This is a genomic window from Heliomicrobium sulfidophilum, from assembly GCF_057715735.1.
Map to the genome: position 1 here is coordinate 63,060 of NZ_JBVTZZ010000005.1, position 24,727 is coordinate 87,786.

Here is a 24,727-nt window from a genome sequence, read left to right on the forward strand (position 1 = left end):
ACTGTAACACTGTCGAATGAGCTAGCCGCTAGACATACTCCGAATGCCCATCCCCAAACTGGCTGACATCGACAAGGATCACATCGACACCGATCTTCTTGATCCTGTCCCAGGGAACAACCATGTCGTCGCCGCGCCCGAAGAAGCTCATGAAGCGCCCCTGGGACGGGAGCACGATCGCCTTGACCGTCCCCATTTCGGGATCGATGTCGATATCCTTGATCACTCCCAGCCGGCGCCCGTCATGAATATTGACGATATCCCGCAGGCGCAGGTCCGAGATTTTGATCACAGTCTGCCACCTCCCTTTTCGTGATACATAGTATGAGGGAGGCGGCCCTTCTGTGACTTTTTTCCACCTATCGCCAGGAATATTTCAAACGTGCTTGCGCATGTGCGTCAGGGCCGCTTTTTCCAAGCGCGACACCTGGGCTTGGGAGATGCCGATTTCGTCGGCCACCTCCATCTGGGTCTTGCCCTCGAAAAAGCGCAAGGTGAGGATCAGCTTTTCTCTGTCATTGAGTCGCCGCAAAGCCTCGCGGATGGCGATCCCCTCAAGCCACTGGGCGTCTTGATTCTTCTCATCGCCGATCTGATCCATAACAAAGATCGGGTCTCCGCCATCATGGTAGATTGGTTCAAAAAGGGAGATGGGCTCCTGAATCGCATCAAGGGCAAAGACGACCTCTTCTCGCGGAAACCCGAGGGCGTCGGCGATCTCTGTGACTGTCGGCTCCCGGGAGAGATTGTTGACCAGTTGGTCCCGTACCTGCAAAGCCTTGTAAGCGATGTCCCGCAAAGAGCGGCTGACCCGGATGGGGTTGTTGTCACGGAGGTAACGGCGGATTTCACCGATGATCATCGGTACAGCATAAGTGGAGAATTTGACGTTTTGGCCCAGATCGAAGTTGTCAATCGCCTTCATCAAACCGATACAGCCCACTTGAAAAAGGTCATCCACGTATTCCCCACGGTTGGTGAAACGCTGGATGACACTTAGCACGAGACGTAAATTGCCACTGATCAGTTTTTCCCGGGCAGACGTCTCACCGGATTGCATGGCCTGAAACAAGGTTCGCATCTCGGCGTTGGTGAGCACTGGCAACTTGGAGGTGTTTACGCCGCAGATTTCCACCTTGTTGACCATCATGGGCAACCCTCCCGACGGCGGCATATTTCTTCTCTAGTATTGCCCTGCCCTATCCGGTTATACCGTCCGCCCTGTTCGGAAACTCTTTTCTCTCACTACTCCATCCGATTCATCTCTTTACGCAAGCGCTTGATGATCCGCTTTTCCAGACGCGATATGTAAGACTGAGAGATGCCCAGCAGGTCGGCGACCTCCTTTTGTGTCTTCTCCCTGCTGTCCCGCAGACCGAAGCGCAGTTCCACGATGCGCCGCTCCCGCGACGTCAGTTTGCTCATGGCCGCCTGCAACAGCTTGCGGTCCACCTCTTCCTCAATTGACTTGTAGATAATGTCGTTTTCCGTTCCGAGCACATCGGACAGGAGCAGCTCATTGCCGTCCCAGTCGATGTTCAACGGCTCATCAAAAGAAACCTCAGAGCGGGTCTTGTTGTTGCGGCGCAGGTACATGAGGATTTCATTTTCTATGCAGCGAGAGGCATAGGTGGCCAGCTTAATCTTTTTCAAGGGATCGAAGGTGTTGACCGCCTTGATCAGACCGATGGTGCCGATCGAGACGAGATCCTCAATCCCCACACCGGTGTTTTCAAACTTGCGGGCGATGTACACCACCAGGCGCAGGTTCCGCTCAATAAGGATCGACTTGACCGTAAAATCGCCCTGTTCCAGTTGCTCCAGGAGGCGATACTCCTCGTCATTGGACAGCGGCGGCGGCAAGGTCTCGCTCGATCCGATGTAATGCACCTCCTGGACCAGATTGAGCCGCTCCAGCAGTTTTTTCAGTTCTGCCTCAAAAAAAAGCCGTACCGACTTCACAGAAAAATTAGTGGCCGCAGATTCTCTCACAATCCTATTCCCTCCCTTGTTTACCAATCCCAAGCCGCCGGAAGGAGCGCCTGGTACCGACCTGCCGGATCCAAGCGCTGGCAGGTCAAACCGATGATCGCCCCCGAACAAGCGATGCTTCTGCCATCTTTCCTTCGTGCCTCCACAGCAAGTGGACGGATGCCCAGCAACATCCCGTCGGCTTTGCCGACCGACACAAAGGGGATATAACGCAGGGAAAGGCCAGAGTCAGTTCCCTCCCGCCATCCATCAGGTAAAAGGCCAGCCACACTCTCCTCCTCAACGACGATCACGGGCGATCGGGAGAGGGGGTCGACGAGCCGGTTGCCGCTATCGACGAGGGCCGGTATCCGGGCAAGCCCTCCTGGCAGTGATACGATCAGTTCCACCTGCCAGGCGCCCTGTTGCCGGGCTTGTCGCCAAAGGGAGAGCGCCAGTGCTGTCAGTCCCCCGGCCAGCAAAAGCAGCGTCCAGAACCAGATGGCTCCAGTCGGTTCACCGGGTGGCGCGATTGAATAGATGATGCCGCCTGCCAGCCAGGCGCCTAAATAAAAGATCAACCAGGCCTGAAACGTCTGCCACCATTCCCTGAGCGGAAAAGCCATCCGGACCATCAAAAAGCCCAGTACACTTTTCGCAATCCAGGCCACGAAAGGCCCGGCGGAAAACCATAAAAAACCGAGGGAAAGGGCAGCGCCAAAGGCGGCGGCGCCGGCCAACCGGAAGGGTCGAATCGGCAATCGCAGGACGGTCCCGCTGATGGACAGGAGAATGGCGTCCATGAAAAAATTGATTAGCCAGAGAACGTCCCAGTAGATGATCATCCGTTCACCCATTGCCACTTCCACCACCGTTTCGGAAAACCACAAATCAATTATAACGAATTCTTTTTACAAAAATGTCACTTCTTGCGTTAAGTGAGGCCGATGACAAAAAATAAACCCCGCAGCGTCCACTGCGGGGTTTTCCTTGGTTCTTCCTTCCCTATTCCTTCTTGTTATTTGCCTGACGGTTATTTATCCGCGGTATTTGCGCAAGAAGACGGGGATATCAACATCATCGCCGAGGGGGACCGGCTTCACTTCCATGGTCGGCTGGTTCACCACAGGTTGGGAGTATTTCTCCTTCACTGGCCCAATCGCTCGGGACTCCTTCGGCGCCGGTTGAGCATGACGGTGGTCAAAGCCAGTAGCGATGACGGTGACCCGCACCTCATCTTCCATCGATTCATCAATGACAGCGCCGAAGATGATATTGGCCTCCGGATCAGCCACTTCGGTGACGATCTCCGCTGCTTCGTTGACTTCGAGCATGCCAAGGTTGATGCCGCCGGTGATGTTCATCAGGACGCCCTTAGCGCCCTCAATGGAGGTCTCCAGGAGAGGACTCGATATGGCCTTCTTGACGGCGTCGATGGCGCGGTGTTCCCCTGAGGCATAGCCTACACCCATCAAAGCGGAGCCGGTGTCCGACATGATCGTCTTCACGTCAGCAAAATCCAGATTGATCAGACCGGGAACGGCAATCAGGTCTGAGATCCCCTGGACGCCCTGACGAAGGATGTCATCTGCCAGACGGAAGGCCTCATTCATCGGTGTATGCTTGTCCACGACCTGCAACAAACGATCGTTGGGGATGACGATGAGGGTGTCTACAGCGGCGCGGAGTTCGGAAATGCCCCGTTCCGCCTGCATCGCCCGTTTACGGCCTTCAAAGGTAAAGGGACGGGTGACAACACCGACGGTGAGGGCGCCCAGTTCACGGGCCACCTCGGCCACTACCGGCGCTGCGCCAGTTCCTGTGCCGCCGCCCATGCCGGCGGTGACGAAGACCATGTCGGCGCCCTTCAATGCGTTGAGCAGTTCCTCCCGGCTTTCCTCAGCCGCCTTTTTGCCGATATCGGGGTTTGCGCCGGCGCCAAGCCCCTTCGTTAATTTCAAACCGATCTGCATCTTCGTTTCGGCCCGGGAAAGATGCAGGGCTTGAGCATCCGTATTGACAGACACAAACTGTACGCCCCGTACCCCATGGGAAATCATGCGATTTACGGCGTTGTTACCGCCTCCGCCTACACCGACGACCCGAATCACCGCAAGCGGGTTCAAGTCCACATCCAGTTCGAACACAGGGAGTTCCTCCTTCAAACAGGCTGAAATGAAATATTTGGGTACGGTAACAAAAAAGCGAATCAATCATTATGTAAAGCGAAACATAATGTTATCTTATCATATCGACGCTAGATCTTCGCTAAAAACCCTGAATTCCCTCTTTTTTGCCATGCTTTTTTTATTCGTTTCAATAAGTTCGTAACATTTTTTCATCGTCCGACAGATCAGTGCGTCTTGCCAGTGTTCCCTGTCTTTCCGGCCAACCGGGTTGCTGGATGGGCGGCTGCCGAAGGGTTTTTCGTCTCCTCTTTCGGTTTGACAACAGGCGACTTGGCTGATGTGATGTCAATGTAGTTGAGCTTAGGGACACTGCCATTCTTCAGCCACTGGTCCAGAATGTCCAACAGGACCTGGCTCTTGGCAGCAATCTCCTCCGGCGAACCGAAACGAACCTCGATGCTGTCTGTCGTATATAAGACAAGACGGCTGCTGTTGACCACATGGATCTCGCCGATGCGCGCCAACAGGGTAGGCGCCATCTCTTGGCATAATTTTAAGCCTGCTGGAAGGCCCTCGGCATTGACCACTTGTCCCGGACCTACATTCAAAGGCGCCTGGACGCCGGTGATCACAGGCAGAGGAACTCCGTAGAGGCTGTCGATCTTGCGCAACAGGATCCCCTGCCGATCGAGCAAGGCGAAGCTTCCCGCCTGCCCGATCACAGCGACAGGTTTTCGCTCCTTGATCTCGATCCGAACCGTAGAAGGCAGGTCCCGTTGGACGGTCACTTCCTCTACCTGTGGGTGGAAAAGCAACTGCTCCCGGATGAGATCCCGGTCAAGGCGCAAGAGATTTTCTCCCGGCTGAATTCCCGAAAGCCGCAAGATCTCTTCTTCCTTGATCAGGCGGATGCCTGTCACTGTCACCTGAGACACACCGAAATAGGGGGAGTGCAGGAAGTAATAGGCGGCCAGCAATAAGAGAGAAGTAAAGAAGAATCCAAGGACGCTGGCCTGTTGCCGGTGCATTCGTCAGCCCCCTTCGTGGGAAAAACTACCATAAGAATATTATAACAAAAATCGTTTCATCTGTCCAAGGTCCAAAGGCCTATATCATAAAAAAACGAAAGCCCCGGCGAAAACCGGGGCCTCCATCAGCCCATTTCCCGCGTGATCCTTGCGCCCAGGCAGGAGAGTTTCTCCACCAACCGATCATACCCACGGTCGACGTGAAAAATCTGCTCCACAGTCGTTCCGTTTTCGGCAGCAAGGCCGGCTAGGATCAAGGCAGCCCCTGCTCGCAGATCGGTGCACTCCACGACAGCGCCGCTCAGACCGGGCACGCCCTTGACGATGCCCACGCGTCCCTCGAGACGGATGTTCGCCCCCATGCGCCGTAATTCGTCCACATGCTTGAAGCGGTTTTCGAAAATGGTTTCCGAGATCACCGATGTTCCCTCGCTGACCGCCATTAAAGCCATCATCTGAGCCTGCATGTCGGTGGGAAAACCGGGATAGGGCAGCGTCTTGATGTCCACCGCCTGGCAGCGGCGGGGCGCGATGACACGAATCCGCTCATCCTCCTCGATCACCTGGGTGCCTGTTTCCCTCAGCTTCGCCGTCACCGGCTCCAGATGCTCGGGGATGACGTTGTTCAGTGTCACATCGCCGCCGGTGATGGCAGCGGCCACCATGAAGGTTCCCGCCTCGATGCGGTCAGGGATGAGTTGGTGGGCGCATCCGCCAAGACGCTCCACCCCATCGATGCGGATGATATCCAAACCGGCGCCGCGAACCTTGGCGCCCATAGCGTTGAGGAAGTTCTGCAGGTCCACGATCTCCGGTTCTTTGGCGGCGTTGCGGATGATCGTCGTCCCTTCCGCCAGCGCAGCGGCCATCATCAGGTTCTCTGTAGCGCCGACGCTGGGGAAGTCAAGGTGAATCTCCGTCCCCTGCAACCCTTTCGTTTCCACCTCAAAATAGCCGTGCCGTTCCTGGTAGCAGGCGCCCATCTTCTGCATCCCTTTCAGGTGCAGATCCATGGGGCGGCTGCCGATGGAACAGCCGCCGGGATGGAAAAGGCGCACCCTTTGAAACCGGCTCAACAACGGGCCCAAGACCAGGTTGGAGGCCCGCATGCGCCGCATCAGGTCGGCAGACACCTCGCGGATAGCGACCGCCGAGGCGTCGACAATCAGACAGTCCCCTTCCCATGCCACCTGAGCGCCGAGCGCACTCAGCACCTCAATCATCATCTGTACGTCTGTCAACCGGGGCACGTCCTTGATCCGGCATTGTCCCGTTGACATCAATGAAGCCGCTAGGATGGGCAGCACAGCGTTTTTTGCCCCGCTGACCGCCACCTCTCCGAAAAGCGGCTTACCTCCTTTAATGCGAATCCTCGGCTCCCCAGCCATCAACCTGCCCCCCTGCATCTCCAATGACACGAACTTCTGATTTCAGTTCAATGCCGCAGGTTGCGAATACTTTTTCGCGAACGGCATCGATCAGGGCTAACACATCGGCTGCCGTCGCTCCCCCTCGATTGACAATGAAATTGGCGTGCCGCTTTGATACCTGAGCCCCGCCGATGGCAAAGCCTTTCATGCCAGCCTCTTCAATCAGACGACCTGCTGAAAAACGGCCGGGCGGATTGAGAAAAACGCTGCCGGCATTGGGCAAATCGAGCGGCTGACTCTCCCTCCGCCGGGCCATTTTTTCCTCCATCCATCGCTCTATCGCTTCCCGGACTCCCTGTTGGAGTTCCATACCCGCGCGGAGCACGATGGATTTCTGCCCTTGCAGTCGCGAATGGCGGTAGGCGAAGTCCATTTCATCCCGTTGATACCGGCGAATCGAGCCGTCCTCGCCCATCACATCGACCCAGCGCACCACATCCTGCATCGATCCGTTATAGGCGCCGGCGTTCATGACGATGGCACCGCCAAGGGACGCCGGGATGCCGCAGGCAAACTCCAAGCCCTGCAAACCCGCCTGGGCGGCAAAGCGGGCCAAACCGGGCAGCCCGCAACCGGCGCCTGCCGTCAACCGGTCATCATCGATGCGCCTGTCGGAAAAGGCATGACCCAGGTGAATAACAACTCCCCGGATCCCGCTGTCGGTGACGAGCAGATTCGAGCCCACCCCCACGACCATCCAAGGAATTTTGAAATCACGGCAACAGCGGACCAACCCGGCCAGATCAGCTTCATCGGCGGGAATGGCAAAAAGGTCGGCCGGTCCGCCGATCTTCCAGGTCGTATGGCGGGACATGGGTTCCTTCAGCTTCCAGTGACCGCGAAAGTCTCTGGTGATCTGATCGATGTCAGGCAAATTGCTCAGTGCGCTCCCCATCGTCCCCTCCTAAAAACCCTTCTCTACCCCTGCTCCGTCTCTCCCGTTGCCAGGGCGTCCAGGAGTCGGCGTCCCGCCATCCAGATGTTACCAGCTCCCATGGTCAGGACGAGATCGCCCGGCTTAACGACTTCCAGCAAGCGGCGCAGGAGTTCCTCCCCGTTTGCCGCGTAAAGAGCCTTGCGGCCACTGCGGTTTTCATAGACATCCATAATCATTCCGGCCGAGACGCCCGGGATGGGCGCTTCGCCAGCCGGATAGATCTCGTCGAAGAGGACGACATCAGCCGCGTCAAAAGCCTCGCCGAACTGTTGGTAGAGGTCGCGGGTGCGCGTATAGCGGTGGGGCTGGAAAACGGCCACAAGCCGGTCAGGCTGTGTCTGCCGAGCCGCCGCCAGGGTAGCCTTCACCTCTGTCGGATGGTGGGCATAATCGTCGACAATACACACGCCTCGCGCTTCCCCTACCCGTTGAAACCGCCGTCCCACACCCCGGAATTGGGACAATGCGGCAGCGGCTTCTTCAAAAGGAACCCCGATCAGATCGGCGCAGGCCACCGCCGCCAGGGCGTTGCTGATGTTGTGTTCCCCGGGAACGGAAAGCAAAAGCCGGCCCAACCGCTGTTCACCGCGGAAGATTTCCGCCTGCGATCCCTCGGGTGCGCAGATCAGATCGATCGCACGATAATCGGCGTTGCCTGTGATACCATACGTGACCACCTTCGGGCTGGTCACTCTTTGCGCCATTTCTTTCAGATGGGGATCGTCGGCGCAGAGCAGCAGGGTGCCGTCTTTGGACACTCGCTCTGTAAACTGGTAAAAAGCTTCCAAGATGGCGTCAAAAGATTCGTAGTGATCCAGGTGGTCCGCCTCGATGTTGGTGAGCACCGCCATCCAAGGGGAGAGTTTAAGGAAGGAACTGTCGCTTTCGTCCGCCTCGGCGGCCATGAAATCGCCTTGCCCCCATTTGGCGTTGCCCTCGATCTCCCGGATCTCTCCGCCGACGATGATGGCCGGGTCAAGACCACACTGTTCCAACATCAGTCCAATCATGGCGCTCGTTGTCGTTTTACCATGGGCGCCAGCGACGGCGATCCCCTTTTTCTGTTCCATCAACCACGCCAGCAGATCGGCCCTGTGCCAGATCGTGAGATTTCGCTCCCTCGCCAGACGCAGTTCCGGGTTATCTGCTTTGACTGCCGTTGAAACGACGACCACTTCGACTCCTCGTTGCAGGTGTTCCTCCTGATGGCCCTGAAAAACAACGGCGCCCTGGCTGATGAGCCGCTGGGTGACGGCTGTATCGGCCAGATCGGAGCCGCTCACTTTGAACCCTTGTTGAAGCATCACCCTGGCCAGACCGCTCATGCCCGTTCCGCCGATACCGATGAAATGCAACCATGTTCCCTCTGCCAACACCAATCTGTCAGCTCCTTTCCGGGATAATACTGTACCTTGATCACTGCCGTGTTTCCGCCAGGCTGGGACTGCTTCATAGTATGGCAACCAGCCTGCTCGTGCTCCTGAGCTTGTCTCATACACAAGGGAAAAAGAAGTCCCGGTTACTTCCGGGACGTGACTACCCGTGAGATTTCGTCAAGGATCATCGCCAACGCTTCGGGCCTGCCGGCGTTTTTTGCCGCCTTAGCCATGGAAGCGATCCGCTCTGGTTCTTCCAGCAACTCCTGAATCGTGTCATTGAGACGCCGACCGTCGAGTTCGTGATCCAGGATCACCCGAGCCGCTCCCACTGTCTCCAGGCTGCGGGCGTTGGCCTCCTGGTGGTTTTCCGCCGCATAGGGATAAGGCACAAGGATCGACGGCAGACCTCGCGCAGTCACCTCCGAGATGAATGCAGCGCCGGCGCGGCCGACGCAGAGGTCACAGGCAGCCAAGCCATAGTCCATGCGATCCAGGTATGGCATTACCTTAATGTTACCACATTTATCCAAGTTTATTCCAGCCGCCTGGAGTTGAGCCACTGTCTCTTCGTAGTTGACCTCTCCGGTGACGTGAATGATCTGCAACCGAGAATCGCCAGCCCACCGTTGGGCCAGGGAGACCATGGCCTCATTCAACCGTTTGGCGCCCCGGCTCCCGCCGACAGCCAGCAGAAGGGGCGCTCCCTCGGTCAACCCGAAATAGCGGCGCCCTTCTTCTCGCTTTGCCGTCAAGATAGCCGGACGGATCGGCAGTCCGGTGACGACGGTATGTCTCGCCTTTAGCCGTCGCTTCGCCTCGGGAAAGGTCAGCATCACCGATGCTGACCGCGGCGCCAGGAGGCGGTTGGTCACACCGGGATAGGCGTTTTGTTCGTGGATCAGCGCTGGGATTCCGGCCAGGGTAGCCGCCAACACGACGGGAAATGCCACAAAGCCGCCTGTCCCGATAACAGCGTCGGCTCGGACACGCCGGAGAAACCGTAAGGACTCGACGATCCCTCTCGCTGTATCGCCCAGGGCGGCAAGATTTTCCCAAGTCAGTTTGCGTTCCAAGCCGCGGCAGTGAACCGTCGTCAGGGGAAGGCCCTCACGGGGGACGATGGCATTCTCCAACCCCCGTTTTCCTCCCACATAATGGACGGTCGAGCCGGGAAACTGTTCGATCAGGCCCCGCGCGATGGCCAAGGCAGGGTAGATATGCCCCCCTGTCCCGCCTCCGGTGACGACAAAGACTCTCTTTTTTCGGTGTATAACCTGATGTTTCATTTTGTCACCGCCGCTATCGACTAAAGCGTGATACGCTAAGCAGAAGACCGATGCTGGTCAAGGTAAAGACGAGAGACGAGCCCCCGTAGGAGATGAAGGGAAGTGTGATCCCCGTTACCGGCAGAAGCCCGCTGACGACACCCATATTGATGATGGCTTGCAGCCCCACCTGCACGGTCAGGCCAAGCGCCAACAGGCTGCCGAAAGCGTCGGGACAGGAGACGGCGACGCGGATCCCTCGCCAGATGAGGAGAAAGAAGAGCAGGATGACGCAGACGGCGCCGATCCACCCCAGTTCTTCGCCCAGGATGGCGAAAATGAAGTCCGTATGTTGTTCCGGCAGGTAGAAATACTTTTGCTTGCTCTGGCCCATGCCAGCGCCGAAAAGGCCGCCCGATCCGAGGGCGAAGAGGGATTGGAGGGTGTGAAAGCCTGTGTTGAGCGGATCAGCCCAGGGGTCGATAAACCCCGTGATCCGGCGCATCCGGTAGGGTTCCAAGATTGCGGCGGCCAACACGCCGATGACGCCGATGACCCCCAAGCCGACCATATGCTGCATCTTGGCGCCGCCGGCGTAGAGCATGACATACATGGTGCCGCAAATCGCAATAACAGTGCCCAAATCAGGCTGTAAAATGATCAACCCCGCAATGATCCCCATCAGGAGCAGGTAGGGGGCCAAGCCCTTTTTTAAGTCTTCCAACTTATGCAGGTCCTGAGACAGGTTATGGGCCATGTAGATCACTATCGCCAGCTTGACCAGTTCGGAAGGCTGAAAGGAGGCTGGTCCGAGGTTCAGCCAACGGGTCGCCCCCATGATGTTTTTCCCTACGCCGGGAATGAACAGGGCGACAAGAAAGAAGATGCTCACATAGAGAAAAGGTTTGCTGTAGCGAGCCAACCGCCGGTAATCGATGCGGGCCACCACGAACATGACAGCAATCCCGGCGAGCGCCCAGAGGACCTGCCGCTGGAAAAAGTAAAAGGGATTGTTATTGGCGTAGGCGGCACGGACAGAACTGGCGCTCAACACCATCACCATGCCGAATGTGAGCAGGAGTATGACAGCCAAAAAGATGGTGAAATCAGGAGCCCTCGGTTTTAGACGCATGCTTTCTCCTCCCCTCATTGGCCTGCCAAGTTGTCTGCCAGCCCGCTTCGCTTTCACCTGTTGTGTTTGGTTAGCGGGGTGGATCGCCCTTTTGCGCTCCTAACCTTGTGCCAGTTGTTTAACAAGGTCCTTGAACACCTGTCCCCGAACCTCATAGTTAGGGAACATATCCAGGCTGGCACAAGCCGGACTTAAGAGGACCACATCGCCTGGTTCAGCCATCTGCGCAGCTTCTGGCACGGTGTCTGCAAAGTTGTCTACACGTTTTATCCGTTCGACGCCGGCCTGCGCGAGGGCAGTCTCGAGGATCGGCGCCGCCTGACCGACGAGGACGACCGCCTTTACCCGTTGCTTGACGATCTCCGCTAGTTCGCCAAAATCGCTGCCCTTGTTCTTGCCCCCAGCGATAAGGATCACCGGCTTGTCATAGGATTCGATGGCCTTAATGGAAGCATCCGGATTAGTGCCTTTCGAGTCATTCACATACTCCACGCCGGCCACAGTTCCAGCCGGTTCCATTCGGTGTTCCACCGGCTGGAAACGGGCCATCGCCCGCGCCACCACAGAGGGCTCAATGCCGAGACCCATCGTGACTGCGCAAGCAGCCAGGGCATTTTCCACGTTGTGGGCGCCTTTGATCTGCAAATGGTCGACAGTGACAATAGGGAAGTCGCCCTGGGGTCCGCTGAAACGGATCATGCCCGCATCAACATAAGCGCCTAGTTCAACCTTTTGGCGCCGGCTAAAATAAAGAACTTGGCCCCTGCATTCGGCAGCCAATGTCCGGACCAGCGGATCGTCATGGTTGAGGACAGTAATGTCGCCCTTCCCTTGATCTCCCCCCTGGTTTCGGAAAATGCGCGCTTTGATGGCACGGTAGTTTTCCATCGAGCCATGACGATCCAGGTGATCAGGCGTGATATTCAGGATCATGGAAGCGCGGGGATGAAACTGATCCGTCGTTTCCAATTGGAAGGAGGAAACTTCGGCGACAACCCAGCGGTCGCCAGTGAGGTGGAGCGCCTCTTCTACAAGCGGGTGACCGATGTTCCCGCCGATGAAAGGGTTCCAACCTGCCTCATCGAGGATGGCCCCCACCAGCGATGTTGTCGTCGTCTTGCCGTTGGTGCCCGTGATGGCGATAAAAGGCGCTGGAGATAAGAGGTAGGCGATCTCCAGTTCCCCTGTGACGGGGATGCCCTTTTCCTGCGCTTCCCGCGCCGGCGCTACAGTCAGGGGGACGCCGGGACTCATGACGACTTCACGGAAGCCGCCAGCCTGAAGAGGAGGATAGCCGCCGCCGTAGAGGGTGACGCCGGCTTCCTCCAGTTCTCTCCGGCATGGCAGTTCGTCAAGACTTTTCGTATCGCAAAGGGTGACGGAGGCACCCAGGCGGGCCAGCGTGCGGGCAGCGGCGATACCGCTTTTCCCGGCGCCGACGACCAGTATCTTGTGTCCGTCTTGCCAGCGGTTGGTCAAGGGTGTCAATCCTTTCGTTGTCGGGGGTATAGGTCTGTTCGCTAAGAGCTTCGCGGCAGTTCGCTTGCCTGCTTCGCTAAGGCGCCAAAACTCTTGGGCTGTTCTGTTTTGTCATGGCGCCCTTTAACGCTCCGCAGGCTGCGCTCACTTTTCGCCGCTCCGCTCAAATCGCTCACAGAGCCTATACCCCCTATGAGATATTGTGCTTAGGGATACGCTTGCTTCCGCTCCGCTCAAACCGCTCACAGAGCAAACAACCCCTACCAAACATTTGCGGTAATTCGTTGCATTACGTAGAGTGCCTTTTATAGTTCGTTATAGATAAACCAAACTATGAAATACAGAACCTTGAGCAGTTAGCTTTTTACTGTTCGGAGTATCACTGTATGTCATAGTATGTAGGTTTTTAAAAACGAATAGGCAGGGCGAGCAAAATGCCGAGGAAGGCGGAGAGGAGGGAGGCGGCCCAGAAGGTGTAGACGACGGTGGTTTCGTGCCAGCCACCCAATTCGAAGTGATGGTGCAGGGGACTCATCCGGAAGATGCGTTTTCCCGTCAGCTTGAAGGAGGCTACTTGCAGGATGACGGAGAGCGTTTCGGCGACAAAGACAGCGCCGAGGATGGGCAGGATCAATTCTGTCCGGGTCAGCAAGGCCAGTGTGGCGACAGCGCCGCCCAAGGCCAGGGAACCGGTGTCACCCATAAACATACGGGCGGGATGGTGGTTGAAGAACAAAAATCCGATACAACCTCCGGCCAAAGCGGCGGAAAAAACGGCTGTAGCGCTGGAGGTCCCCGCCGAGGCGATGACGGTGAAGGCGAGAGCCACCCAGAAGGTCATGCCGGCAGCGAGGCCATCAAGACCGTCAGCCAGGTTGACGGCATTCGTCGTCCCGACAATCAAGAGCAGGGCGAGCAGGTAGTAGAGCACTCCGGCATCCCACCATGTGTCGAGTCCCGGTATGTACAGGGACGTTCCCCGGTCAACGCCATGGACGACGCTGTAAATCAAGATCAAGGACAGGATGAGCTGGCCGGTGAACTTCTGCCAAGCCCGCAAACCAAGGTTGCGTTTTTTCACCACTTTAATGTAGTCATCGATAAAACCGATGAGTCCGAAACCGATCAGCCCCAGCAACAGGACTCCTGACACAGGTGTGAAACCGATCGTCGCAAGGACGGCTGCAGGAACGGCGATCAGGAAGAGGATCCCCCCCATCGTCGGCGTCCCCGCCTTGCGTTGATGTCCTTTCGGTCCTTCCTCACGAATGCTCTGGCCAAACTTCAACCGGCGAAGGTAGGGGATCAGCCAGGGACCGATCAAGAGTCCAACCGCGCCGGCAATCATAAAGGCCCACACCTGTATCTGCATCGTTCACGTTCTCCTCAGTGGTAAAATCTATTAGCAACATCAGCAAAACCGTCGAAACAACCCCAACAGGTCATGTCGATGCCGTCAGCACATCTGCGAGGGCATGGGCCACCCGCTCCAGACGCATGCCTCGAGACGCTTTGATCAGGATGACATCCTTCGCAAGCGTCAGTCCGGGCAGCGCCGCCGCCGCTGTTTCCGCGTCGGTGAAGCGGCGGATCCCTTCAGGAACCATGCCGGCTTCCAGCGCGCCATCGGCGATAAAGGCGCCAAGGGCGCCAACTGTGATGAGCAGACCTACGCCAAGTTGCGCCGCCAAGCGACCTGCCTGCCGGTGGTGCTCAGGCGCCTCTGGACCAAGCTCATACATGTCCCCCAGGACGGCGACAAGCCGCTTCGGTCCGGCCAGTTCGGCAGCCGTCGCAAGGGCCGCCTCCATCGCTGCAGGGTTGGCGTTGTAGGCGTCATTGATCAGCGTCACTTCGCCATCGAGCCGGCGCGTATCCCAGCGCAGCGATGAGAGCTGCGCCTGAGCCAGTCCGCTGGCGGCAGACGCCGGTTCAACAGAGATCGCTTGCGCCGCAGCCATTGCCAAGAGGGCATTGGAGACCTGATGCCGGCCCGGCAAGGGCAGCGTTAACTCGAAGTCTATCTCCCGCTCCCCGTCAGCCTGGGCAGGGGTGAAGAATCCAAAAGCGCCGGTAACGCGGGAGCCCCGCTCACCGAGGGATTCCACTTGCGTCGCCCAGATCGCCCGCACAGGAGCATCAGCGCTGACGCCGCCACCGATCAATCCTTCAGCTAACGCCTTAGAGGATGCGCCCGCATAGACGACTGGACAAGGGCAGATCAGCGAGGCCGCGACGACCCGCTGGTCCTCCCCGTTCACCACAGCCTGCCCCCTCTCGGGAAGGGATTGAAGCAACTCGCCTTTGGCGCGGCTGATGGCCGCCATGCTCCCGAGCAGTTCCATGTGAACGGGACCGATATTCGTCAAAACGCCCACATCAGGGCGGGCGATGTCACAGAGAGCAGCGATCTGCCCCTCGCCGCGCATCCCCATCTCCACCACCAGCGCCTGGTGGTGATCTTGAACCCCCAACAGGGTCAGCGGAAGTCCGATTTCATTATTAAAATTGCCGGGATTTTTCATCACATCGAGGCGAGCGCCGATAGCCGCCGCCATCAGGTCTTTCGTCGATGTCTTGCCGGTTGAACCCGTGACGGCGATGACTGGGATGGCCAGTTGAGACCGGTAGGCGCGGGCGCAGCGTTGCAAGGCCTGTAAGCCATCGTCGACGATGATCAACCCTTGCCCCGGTTTGAGCGATGCCGCCCAAGATTCGTCGCTGCGGCAAACGACGGCGCAGGCCGCCCCGGCCGCCAAAGCTGCTGGGACGTAGTCATGGCCATCCACCTTTTCTCCGGGGAGGGCAAAAAAGATATCGCCAGGCGCCACCTGCCGGCTGTCGACGACAGCCTTGCCGGAAACAGGCGCCGCGCCGTCCCCCGCCACTTGCCCTTGCATCCACTCCGCCAGGCGGGAAAGGTCAACACCGATCATATCCCATCCCCCTCAGCTTTTCCCGGGCGATCTGGCGGTCATCAAAAGGGAGCACCTTTGTCCCTACGATCTGATACGTCTCATGACCCTTGCCGGCGATCATCACCAGATCATCCCCTTGGGCCATCGAAAGCGCCAGGGCGATGGCTGACGCCCGATCCGCTTCGACATGGACATCGACACCTTCCGCCCCCGCCAAGCCCGGCAGGATATCTTCGATGATCCGCTGGGGCTCTTCTGTGCGCGGGTTGTCAGAGGTGACCACGGCCACATCGCTCAGGTTGGCTACGACAGCGCCCATCTTGGGCCGCTTCGTCCGGTCACGATCGCCACCACAGCCAAAGACAGTGATCACTCGTCCCTTCGTCAGCGCCCGGGCGGTGACAAGCACATTTTCCAGTCCGTCCGGCGTATGGGCATAGTCGACGATGACGCTAAAAGGCTGTCCCTGATCGACGCGCTCAAACCGCCCTGTCACCCCCGCCACCGAGCCGAGGGCGCTGGCGATCGCCTCCGGTGATATCCCGGCAGCCCAACCGGCGGCAAAAGCAGCCAAGGCGTTGGAAAGATTGAATCGTCCCGTAAGCTGCAGATTCAGGCGAATCTGCCCGCCGGGAAAAAGGACGTCACAGGTGAGTCCTTGCGGCGTAACGGACCAGTCGCAAGCCTTGATCATGGCATCAGCGTCGATACCATAGGTGATCACAGGCGCCGCGCTGGCTGCCATGAAAAAACCGGCGCTCGGATCGTCGGCGTTGATGATCGCTCGCTTGGGCGCTTCCTGAGAAAACTGCCTTTGAGCACAGACCCCCTGGGCGCCCTTCATGGCGCCGGTGAGTCCGCGGAAGAGGATACCCTTCGCCTCCCGGTACCGCTCCAACGTCTCATGGTAATCGAGATGATCTTGGGTCAGGTTGGTGAACAGGGCCAGATCATACTCGACACCCAGCACCCGTTGTTGATCGAGGGCATGGGAGGACACCTCCATGACAACGGCGTCTGCCCCCTCGGCGGCCATCTCCGCCAGCAGCGCCTGCAAGTCGAGCGATTCAGGCGTCGTATGTTGGGCCGGCCAGGTTTTCTCGCCGAGGTGGTTACCGTTGGTGCCGATCAGACCGACTTGGCGCCCCTGAGCGGTGAGGACTGCTTCCACGAGGTGGGTCGTTGTCGTCTTGCCGTTCGTCCCCGTCACCCCAACCATGAGCATTCGGCCCGCTGGGTCGCCATAAAAAGCGCGGGCAGCCAGGGCCAAGCTCTTCCGGGTCGAGGGCACGCGAATCTGGGGCACATCAGCGCCTACATAGCGTTCCACCACCAGCGCCGCGGCGCCGCGGGCGACAGCGTCGGCGGCAAAACGGTGCCCATCCGTCTTTTGACCGGGCACACAAAAAAAGAGAAAACCCGGCTGCACCCGCCGGGAGTCATAGGCGAGCCCCGAGATTTCCTGTCCAAAGAGCGGATGAGCGCCAGCCGCGCCGACAAAGGGCGCGGCGGCAGTGTTCCCGGAAATGCGATAATCGCATGTCTCAATATCAGCAAGGATGTCTTTCAGTTCCAAAGGGGCTCCCCCTCCTCATGCCCACCGGCGTCACCCGGCTGGTCTCTATCTTGACAAAATCCGCGTACTCAAAGAAAACCACCTGTCAGTAATAATCATTACCGCAGATATTTATTTTCAATCCCTTTCCTTATGGTCCGCTTTCATCAACAGGGGCGAATTCGACGCGCACCACCGTGCCAACAGGCACCTTGTGTCCACCTTTGACACTCTGCGTTTTGGCCAAGCCGCTTCCGACCGGTTCAAAGGAAAGACCCGCTTTCGCCAACAGATCGCCAGCCTGCTTGATCCCCTTGCCGGTCACGTCAGGACAGACTACTTCTTCTCCCGGCGCAGCCCGCGCTGCTTTTTCGTCCTCGCCCAGGTAGAGGATGACCGCCGTCTGGGGCGCCACCTTTTCGCCAGCTTTGGGAGACTGATCGACAACGCGAACGCCAAAGCCTTCCGTGGCCACGCTCAGACCGACACGCATCACCCGCTGCTCCGCTTCCTCCTCACTGAGACCGGTGACCTGCGGGACAGCGATCTCCCTTACGCCATCAGCCGTCACCGCTGGAGCCTCTTCAGGGAGGACCTGCGGTTGAATCCCCAGGTGGCGCAGCACATCGGCTACGACCGCCTTGAAGATTGGAGCCGCTACGAGACCGCCGTAATGGGGCTCTCCCTGGGGTGCGTCGACGACGACGAGGCAGGCGATAGCCGGGTCATTGGCCGGGGCGATGCCGACGAAAGAGGCGACATACTCACCTTCCATGTAACCGCCGCCAGGCTTGATCTTTTGAGCCGTGCCCGTTTTTCCGCCCACCCGGTGGCCTTCAATATAGGCGTTAAGACCGGTTCCCTTCGAGACGACCTTCTCCAAGATCAGATTGACCTTTTCGGCCGTCTCTTTTGAGACGACCTGCCGGACTACTTCGGGTTCAAAGGTCTTGATCACCGATCCCTGGGCGTCGAGAATTTTTTCCACTAGTTGAGGCTTCATCAGTTTCCCGCCATTGGCCACAGCCGACACGGCGGTGATCAGTTGCATGGGCGTGACCGCGTTGGCCTGGCCGATGGACATGGTCGCCAAGTCGATCGGTTTGGCCGTCTTCTCGGGCACCAGAATACCCGCTGCCTCACCGTTTAGGGTGATCCCCGTTGGCTGGCCGAAGCCGAAGGCCCTCAGGTAATTGTAAAACTTGGGCAGGCCGAGGTTCATGCCGATCTGGATGAAGCCTGGGTTGCAGGAGTTCTGGACCACCTCGGTAAAGGTCTGGGCGCCGTGGCCGCCATCTTTCCAGCAGCGGACCCGGCGGTCGCCGACAATCGCGTAACCGGGGTCAAAAAACCGATCCGATTCCTTGACAGCCCCCTCTTCCAGGGCGGCGCTGGCGGTAACGATCTTGAAGGTGGAGCCAGGCTCATAGGCGTCGTTGATCGCCCGGCTGCGGCGGGCCGAATCGGGATACTTTTCACGTTCATTGGGATCGAAGGTGGGACGGTTCGACATGCCCAGAATGCGGCCGGTCTTGACGTCCATGACGATGATAGTGGCGCCTTTCGGTTTGCGTTCCCGTTCGAGCTTGTCAAGTTCGCGCTCCACGATGTACTGCACCGTCTCATCGATGGTCAACACCAGACTGTGCCCGTCGACAGGACGGATAAAAGCGTGCTCCGCCTGGGGCATTTCACGGTTGCGGGCGTCATACTCGGCGATCAGCTTTCCCGGCAAACCACGCAGTTCCGAGTCAAAGATCAGTTCGAGTCCTTCCAATCCCCGGGCGTCCGTATCGGTGATTCCCAGGATATGCGACGCCAGCTTTCCCTTCTCGTAATAGCGCTTGCTTTCCGGAATATAACTGACGCCTGTCAGCTTGACTGTTGAATTGCGCAGTTGATTGATCTTGTCGGGCTCGACTTTTCGTTTCACCCAGACGAAGCCCACGTTCGGCTGGGTGATCAGCTTGAGAACCTTAGCTTCGTCCATTTCGAGAACGCGGGCCAATTCGCGAGCAATCTCCGGCGCCCGTTCCGAGGCATTCACCTCGCGCGGGTTGGCCACGACAGAATCGACGCTCACCGAGACGGCGAGCGAGTTCATGTTGCGATCAAAAATGGTTCCCCGTTTCGCTTCCACCGGCAGATCGCGCAGGCGGACCTCCTCGGCCTTGGATGAGTAGAAGGCCCCATTGACGACCTGAACCCAGAAGAGCCGCAGGATCAGGATGCCGACCAGTACGGTGAAAAACAGGAAAATCTGTGTCGTTCGTTTACGCACCTGTACCGGTGTGGCGAACACGTTATCCTCCCCTTATCCCCCAGAAAAGCCAAAACCTCCCAGGTCAATCCCGGGAGGAACTGCCTGGACACACGGGCCCGACCTTCCACGCCTACCATTATAGGACCTATTTCTGATCATGGGCAAGAGTCTTTCCGGACCTTAGGCCTACAGCATGCCAAAAGTGAGCCGTTCAAAGAGGCGCGTCACGGCGGCGGCGAAGGGATTATCGCCGACAGGCGCCTGCGGTTCATTGGCTGCTGTTTGGGCTTTTTCGTCGCCGGATTTTTCAGCGCCGCCCCCAGGGGAAGCCGCTGCGACAGTAGCGCCCGCGACGCCGGAAGCACCGGTTTTAGCAGATCCGTTGACCCCAGAGATGGCCAGCACCTTCTCATACTTCGGCGCCTGCATCCCTAGTTTTGTCATGGCCACCGTCTCGACGCGCTCCAGCGACTTGAGCCGGTTCACTTCCACCCGCAGGTGGTCAAGGGCGTTTTTCTCTTTGGTCAGTTCGGCTCGCAGTTGGTTCACCTTTTTCGCCTCGTAAGCCACGGTGGCGTACTGAGAGACGACAGCAATCCCGCAGGCCATCACCACCAGCGCGGCGGTGACGACTTGGCGCTTGTTTTTTCCGCTGACCTTCACTTTCGGGACGACTTTCGGCGCTTCTGGCGGAGGCGATGCCGGCCGTACATCCTCGAAATGGTCGAGCACACGGGCGGTGGCTTGTTTCAAACCTATGCAACCTCCTCGTCCACTAGAACAACCCTCTTTATCCTATCTTCTCGGCCGCCCTCAGTTTGGCGCTCTGAGCGCGGGGGTTCGTCTGCATCTCCTCATCGGAACCGACCAGCGGCTTTCGGGTGATGATCTTCACCTTCGGCTGGTTTCCGCAGGCGCAGACAGGGAAGTCCGGCGGACAGAGGCAACCTCTCGCCTGTTCCGCAAAAAAGTTCTTAACGATGCGGTCTTCCAGGGAATGAAAGCTGATCACAGCCAGGCGGCCGCCTGGCGCGAGTGTCTCCAGGGCGGCCGGCAGCGCATCTTCCAGCGCCCCCAGTTCATCGTTGACGGCGATTCGCAAGGCCTGAAAGGTCCGTTTCGCCGGGTGTCCCCCTTCCTGGCGGGCCGCCGCCGGGATGGCGGCGCGGATGATCTCCACCAGTTCCCCCGTCCGCTCCAAAGGCTGCTCGGCTCGGCGCTTGACGATAAACTGGGCGATCCGTTTCGCCCACCGCTCTTCGCCGTAGTCGCGCAGGATGCGGGCGATCTCCCCTTCCGGCGCCTCATTGAGCAGCTTCGCCGCCGTCAAGTCGCTCTCAGGGTTCATCCGCATATCCAGAGGGGCATCCATCCGGTAGGCAAAACCACGTTCCGCCTCATCAAGCTGGTGAGAGGAAACACCGATATCGAGCAAGATGCCATCGATTTTTCCCGTCAGGCCCAGTTCGGCGACGACAGCGCCAATGCGCCGGAAATTGGAACGTGCCAGCGTGACCTGATCGCCGAAACGGGCCAAATGACGCCCGGCCGCCGCCAGGGCTGCCGGGTCCTGATCAAGTCCGATCAACCTCCCTCTTCCCGCTGTTTTCTCCAGTATCGCTGCGCTGTGGCCGCCGCCGCCCACCGTCCCGTCCAGGTAAACTCCCTCGGGATGGGGCTGCAATACCTCCAGCACCTGATGCAACAACACAGGGATGTGATGAAAACCCATGGGGCGAACCTCCGTCCGTGATCGGCGACCCGTCGCAGACAGCCGGTCCGGCCTGGTCAACCTACAGGTCAAAGTCGATCAGTTTCTCGGCCACCTCTTCATAGGAGGGGGCCGCTTTTTCGTTGTACTCTCTCCAACGCTCCTGGCTCCAGATCTCTACGCGGCTGCCGGCGCCGATGATGACGACCTCTTTTTCCAAGGCCGCATGTTCGCGCAGGTGCGCGGGAACCAGTATTCTACCCTGTTTGTCCGCTTCACATTCGCCGGCGCCAGAAAAGAAGAAGCGTTGAAAAGCCCGGGCATCAGAGCGCGTGAAGGGCAGCGCCTTCAGCTTTTCTTCAAGCCGTCTCCACTCTTCCTTAGGGTATACAAACAAACAACCATCAAGCCCCTTGGTGGCCACAAAGGCCTCACCGAGGGACTCCCGCAAGCGGGCCGGCATGAACAACCGGCCTTTGGGATCGATGGCGTGCTGGTATTCCCCCATGAACATCGGCGTGTTCCACCACTTTAAACCACTTTTCTACCACTTCACACCACTTCATTCCACACTTCGCTCAGTTTTCCTGCCTCCACTGAGGAAAAATCAGGTTGAAAACGAAAAAAGGACCCCGGTCCTGCGCCCGGGGTCCCTTTAGTCCTATGAATTTATTGAGGGTCTCCCCATCGCTGAAAGAGCTGATGGGCGATGCCAGCCTGGTCGAAGACCTTTCCTACCACGAAGTCGACGAGTTCCCTCATCGTCGTGGGCCGGTGATAGAAAGCCGGCATGGCCGGCACGATTCGCGCCCCGGCCTGGGCCAAACGGCGCAGGTTTTCCAGGTGGATCAGGTGTAGCGGCGTCTCCCGGGGAACAACGATCAGCGGACGCCCCTCTTTCAATGTCACATCGGCCGCCCGCGTGAGCAGGTTGTCGGCGAGGCCGAGAGCCATGGCGGCCACCGTGTGCATCGAACAGGGGATCACGATCATGCCCGCTGCCGGGAAAGAGCCAGAAGCAATGGAGGCGCCCACATCGTGCACATCATGGAGCCGACAGCCCTCAGCCAGTTCTGCCAGGGACTTGCCTAACTCCTCCCGGACGACTCGTTCGCCCGCCTCGGAGACGACAAGATGGGGGCGCATCCCCAAATCGCGCATCGCCTCGATCAGCCGCGCTCCGTAAATGGAGCCGCTCGCTCCCGTGATCCCCACAATCCAATCCAATGCCGCCATTCCTCCGTTGTCTGCATCGTATCGATATATTGCTTTCAGCCCATGATTTGCCTTGCTACGTGTATGTCCATAACACCACTGTGCTGTTTACTCGTTCACGCCCCGATAAGGCGCGTATAGACCGCCTTCGCCCTGACCGGATCCTGAGTCCCCCGGATCATCGCCCGGCCGTCGCGAAAGAGCACCATATCCCCTTCGTCAGAGGTGAAACGGAGCAGGTAGGGCGTCACCTCCGCCTTCCCCACCCTCGACAGGCGCTCAGCCATCTTATCCAGATCCAACTCCGCCGGACGGGCCGGCGTGATCTGGACAGCGTTGGCGCCGCAGAGCGGTGTCGCCTGCATCTCTTCCCGGCCGGCGAGGAAGGGAAACTCCCTGAGGCCGCAAGAGGGGCAGTCGTCCCGGCGCGCCTGGGCCATATCGATCAAGTCATAGCGGTTGTTCCAGAGATCGACCGAGAAGAGCCCTCCGGCCAGCTCATCAACCCGTCCAGCCAGCAATTTCATTGCCTCGACCGCCTGAAAGGCAGTGATCATCTGGATCGCCGGCGCCAGAATGCCCGCCGTGTCACAGGTAGGCGCCGAACCCGGCGGCGGCGGCGAAGGAATCAGACAGCGCAAGCATGGCCCCTGTCCAGGCAGGATGACCATGGCCATGCCGTGGGCGCCTGTCACGCCTCCATAGATCCAGGGGATGCCTGCCTGCACACAAGCGTCATTAAGCAGATAGCGCAGGTCGAAGTTGTCGCTGCCGTCAAGGACGAGGTCAACCCCTTCCAACAGGCGCGGAAGATTGGCCCAGTTGATGTCGACCACAACAGCCTCGACGTCAATCTCTCCGTTGATGGCTTGCAGCTTCTGTTGGGCCGCCACCGCCTTAGGGACCATAGCCGCCACATCCGCCTCATCATAGAGGATCTGGCGCTGCAGGTTCGACAGTTCAACAAAATCGCGATCGACGAGCACCAGTTTGCCTGCGCCGGCCCGGGCGAGGGTGTTGGCCAAATGGGTTCCCAGAGCGCCCAGGCCGGCCACCAGCACCGTCGACTGGCGCAATCGCCGCTGACCGACCTCCCCGAAGGCGCTGAAGCGAATCTGTTTCATATAGCGTTCCATCATCATCCACCTCTTTTCCCTGCTGTCTCGGCCAAGGTGTAAATCATCCGCCAACTCCACTCGGCGATCCGCGCCAGCTTCTCCGGCCGAATCAGACTCAAGCCGTCTTGGGGCGTGTGATTCTCCTCCAGCCAGGTGGCAGAGAGGACAGTGAGCGCCGGCACCCCCTTGTCGATAAAGGGCTGGTGATCGCTGTTATGATCGCCACGATCCTGGGGATAGAGCCGCACCCCAGCCGCCTTTGCCGCTTCGTCGAGAAAAGACAGCCAGGGGAGGTGCTCCGGCAGCCAGCAGATGAAGTCGCGCTCATCGCCGTTGCCAACCGTGTCCAGGTTGATCAGGCCAATGATCTCTTCGAGGGGGATCGTCGGGTGTTCCACAAAATGCTTTGACCCGATCAACCCCCCCTCCTCGCCAGAAAACAGGAGAAAAGCAAGGCTGCAACGCGGCGGTGTCTGGACAGCCGCACAGGCCACTTCCAGCAACACGGCCACGCCGGAGGCGTTGTCATTCGCCCCCGGGTAGAGCGCCCTATCCCCGGCTCCCAGGTGGTCATAATGAGCAGATAACACCACCACCTTATGGCGCAAGCGAGGGTCCCTTCCGGGGATGAAGCCGATCAGATTGTCCGCCGTCCCCCCTTCCCCAGCTCGGGGTTGAAGGCGCATGCGGCCATTCACGTTTGTCAGGGAAAACGAAGGAACGGGGAAGGTTTGATAATAGGTTCCCCCTTCCCCTCTTGGTTGGATTCCCCACTTTTCCCAGAGTTGAGCGAAATACTCCCCCGCCTGGAGCGCCCCTCGGCTGCCGGCGAGACGCCCCTGCCAGTCCGGTTGCGCCAATAGCGCCACATGGCTGCGCATCCGCCCTAGGTCGAGACGCCTTTCCGGCAAAGCCACAGCCGGCGCGACAGCGGGAAGCGGCTTTTCTGCGTTCAGTTGGCGGCTGCCGAACCAGCCTGCCAACAGGGCTGTCACCGCCCCCATGGCGCCCACAAACATCCGGCGACGGCTGATTGCCGGTGATGACACCTGATCGGACGATGGGGGCACGCCGGGGGATTCGGCAAAGGTGTCTTCCTTCCCGCTTCCTAGTGATCGCTCCTGCCGGATCTGTTCCAATATGTCGGACCCCAAGGGGGGGTTGTCCCCCCAAGGGTTGCTCTTTTTTCGATTGCCG

The 24,727-nt window shown here is 58.8% G+C and carries 22 protein-coding genes; all 22 read right to left on the reverse strand.

Annotation, left to right across the window (positions count from 1 at the left end):
- Window positions 1-28: 28 nt before the first annotated feature.
- The 22 genes from AC0CW1_RS06070 to AC0CW1_RS06175 all read right to left on the reverse strand — a co-directional run bounded on the left by AC0CW1_RS06070 (window position 29) and on the right by AC0CW1_RS06175 (window position 24,684).
- Window positions 29-292: a YlmC/YmxH family sporulation protein gene (locus AC0CW1_RS06070; protein ID WP_488182189.1), complete on the reverse strand. Its 264-nt coding sequence runs from the start codon at window positions 290-292 to the stop codon at window positions 29-31.
- Window positions 293-376: 84 nt separating this feature from the next.
- Window positions 377-1,150 carry an RNA polymerase sporulation sigma factor SigG gene (gene sigG, locus AC0CW1_RS06075; protein WP_488182190.1) on the reverse strand — a complete coding sequence of 258 codons (774 nt, stop codon included), beginning with the start codon at window positions 1,148-1,150 and terminating at the stop codon, window positions 377-379.
- A gap of 95 nt (window positions 1,151-1,245) precedes the next feature.
- The gene (sigE, locus tag AC0CW1_RS06080; protein WP_488184096.1) at window positions 1,246-1,962 is read right to left on the reverse strand and encodes an RNA polymerase sporulation sigma factor SigE; all 717 of its coding nucleotides are present in this window, start codon (window positions 1,960-1,962) and stop codon (window positions 1,246-1,248) included.
- A 50-nt stretch (window positions 1,963-2,012) separates the two neighbouring features.
- Window positions 2,013-2,828 carry a sigma-E processing peptidase SpoIIGA gene (locus AC0CW1_RS06085; protein ID WP_488182191.1) on the reverse strand — a complete coding sequence of 272 codons (816 nt, stop codon included), beginning with the start codon at window positions 2,826-2,828 and terminating at the stop codon, window positions 2,013-2,015.
- A 180-nt stretch (window positions 2,829-3,008) separates the two neighbouring features.
- Window positions 3,009-4,118, reverse strand: coding sequence for a cell division protein FtsZ (ftsZ, locus tag AC0CW1_RS06090; protein WP_488182192.1), 1,110 nt, complete (start codon window positions 4,116-4,118; stop codon window positions 3,009-3,011).
- Between the two features lie 206 nt (window positions 4,119-4,324).
- The gene (locus tag AC0CW1_RS06095; protein ID WP_488182193.1) at window positions 4,325-5,128 is read right to left on the reverse strand and encodes a cell division protein FtsQ/DivIB; all 804 of its coding nucleotides are present in this window, start codon (window positions 5,126-5,128) and stop codon (window positions 4,325-4,327) included.
- Window positions 5,129-5,253: 125 nt separating this feature from the next.
- Complete coding sequence (gene murA / locus AC0CW1_RS06100; RefSeq protein ID WP_488182194.1) at window positions 5,254-6,516, reverse strand: UDP-N-acetylglucosamine 1-carboxyvinyltransferase; 1,263 nt, start codon at window positions 6,514-6,516, stop codon at window positions 5,254-5,256.
- The gene (murB, locus tag AC0CW1_RS06105; protein WP_488182195.1) at window positions 6,488-7,453 is read right to left on the reverse strand and encodes a UDP-N-acetylmuramate dehydrogenase; all 966 of its coding nucleotides are present in this window, start codon (window positions 7,451-7,453) and stop codon (window positions 6,488-6,490) included. The genes murA and murB overlap by 29 nt, the downstream gene beginning before the upstream one ends.
- Before the next feature lie 23 nt (window positions 7,454-7,476).
- Entirely contained in the window at window positions 7,477-8,871 is a 1,395-nt protein-coding gene (murC, locus tag AC0CW1_RS06110; protein WP_488184097.1) for a UDP-N-acetylmuramate--L-alanine ligase, read from the reverse strand.
- 143 nt (window positions 8,872-9,014) lie between these two features.
- Window positions 9,015-10,160 carry an undecaprenyldiphospho-muramoylpentapeptide beta-N-acetylglucosaminyltransferase gene (gene murG / locus AC0CW1_RS06115; RefSeq protein ID WP_488182196.1) on the reverse strand — a complete coding sequence of 382 codons (1,146 nt, stop codon included), beginning with the start codon at window positions 10,158-10,160 and terminating at the stop codon, window positions 9,015-9,017.
- 13 nt (window positions 10,161-10,173) lie between these two features.
- Window positions 10,174-11,271, reverse strand: a complete 1,098-nt coding sequence (ftsW, locus tag AC0CW1_RS06120; protein ID WP_488182197.1) for a putative lipid II flippase FtsW — start codon at window positions 11,269-11,271, stop codon at window positions 10,174-10,176.
- A 99-nt stretch (window positions 11,272-11,370) separates the two neighbouring features.
- A complete protein-coding gene (gene murD / locus AC0CW1_RS06125; protein WP_488182198.1) occupies window positions 11,371-12,750 on the reverse strand; it encodes a UDP-N-acetylmuramoyl-L-alanine--D-glutamate ligase in 1,380 nt (459 codons plus the stop codon).
- Window positions 12,751-13,156: 406 nt separating this feature from the next.
- Entirely contained in the window at window positions 13,157-14,122 is a 966-nt protein-coding gene (gene mraY, locus AC0CW1_RS06130) for a phospho-N-acetylmuramoyl-pentapeptide-transferase (protein WP_488182199.1), read from the reverse strand.
- A 70-nt stretch (window positions 14,123-14,192) separates the two neighbouring features.
- Window positions 14,193-15,686: a UDP-N-acetylmuramoyl-tripeptide--D-alanyl-D-alanine ligase gene (locus tag AC0CW1_RS06135; RefSeq protein ID WP_488182200.1), complete on the reverse strand. Its 1,494-nt coding sequence runs from the start codon at window positions 15,684-15,686 to the stop codon at window positions 14,193-14,195.
- Window positions 15,673-17,244: a UDP-N-acetylmuramoyl-L-alanyl-D-glutamate--2,6-diaminopimelate ligase gene (locus AC0CW1_RS06140; protein ID WP_488182201.1), complete on the reverse strand. Its 1,572-nt coding sequence runs from the start codon at window positions 17,242-17,244 to the stop codon at window positions 15,673-15,675. Before AC0CW1_RS06140 ends, AC0CW1_RS06135 begins: the two co-directional genes overlap by 14 nt.
- 130 nt (window positions 17,245-17,374) lie before the next feature.
- On the reverse strand, window positions 17,375-19,525 hold the full coding sequence (locus tag AC0CW1_RS06145; protein ID WP_488182202.1) for a stage V sporulation protein D: 2,151 nt from the start codon (window positions 19,523-19,525) through the stop codon (window positions 17,375-17,377).
- A gap of 147 nt (window positions 19,526-19,672) precedes the next feature.
- Window positions 19,673-20,239 carry a cell division protein FtsL gene (gene ftsL / locus AC0CW1_RS06150; protein ID WP_488182203.1) on the reverse strand — a complete coding sequence of 189 codons (567 nt, stop codon included), beginning with the start codon at window positions 20,237-20,239 and terminating at the stop codon, window positions 19,673-19,675.
- A 37-nt stretch (window positions 20,240-20,276) separates the two neighbouring features.
- On the reverse strand, window positions 20,277-21,218 hold the full coding sequence (rsmH, locus tag AC0CW1_RS06155) for a 16S rRNA (cytosine(1402)-N(4))-methyltransferase RsmH (RefSeq protein WP_488182204.1): 942 nt from the start codon (window positions 21,216-21,218) through the stop codon (window positions 20,277-20,279).
- A gap of 61 nt (window positions 21,219-21,279) precedes the next feature.
- Complete coding sequence (gene mraZ / locus AC0CW1_RS06160; protein ID WP_488182205.1) at window positions 21,280-21,711, reverse strand: division/cell wall cluster transcriptional repressor MraZ; 432 nt, start codon at window positions 21,709-21,711, stop codon at window positions 21,280-21,282.
- Window positions 21,712-21,866: 155 nt separating this feature from the next.
- Window positions 21,867-22,433: a UbiX family flavin prenyltransferase gene (locus AC0CW1_RS06165; protein WP_488182206.1), complete on the reverse strand. Its 567-nt coding sequence runs from the start codon at window positions 22,431-22,433 to the stop codon at window positions 21,867-21,869.
- Between the two features lie 95 nt (window positions 22,434-22,528).
- Complete coding sequence (locus tag AC0CW1_RS06170) at window positions 22,529-23,551, reverse strand: ThiF family adenylyltransferase (protein WP_488182207.1); 1,023 nt, start codon at window positions 23,549-23,551, stop codon at window positions 22,529-22,531.
- Window positions 23,551-24,684, reverse strand: a complete 1,134-nt coding sequence (locus AC0CW1_RS06175; RefSeq protein ID WP_488182208.1) for a M28 family metallopeptidase — start codon at window positions 24,682-24,684, stop codon at window positions 23,551-23,553. The genes AC0CW1_RS06170 and AC0CW1_RS06175 overlap by 1 nt, the downstream gene beginning before the upstream one ends.
- Between the last annotated feature and the right edge of the window lie 43 nt (window positions 24,685-24,727).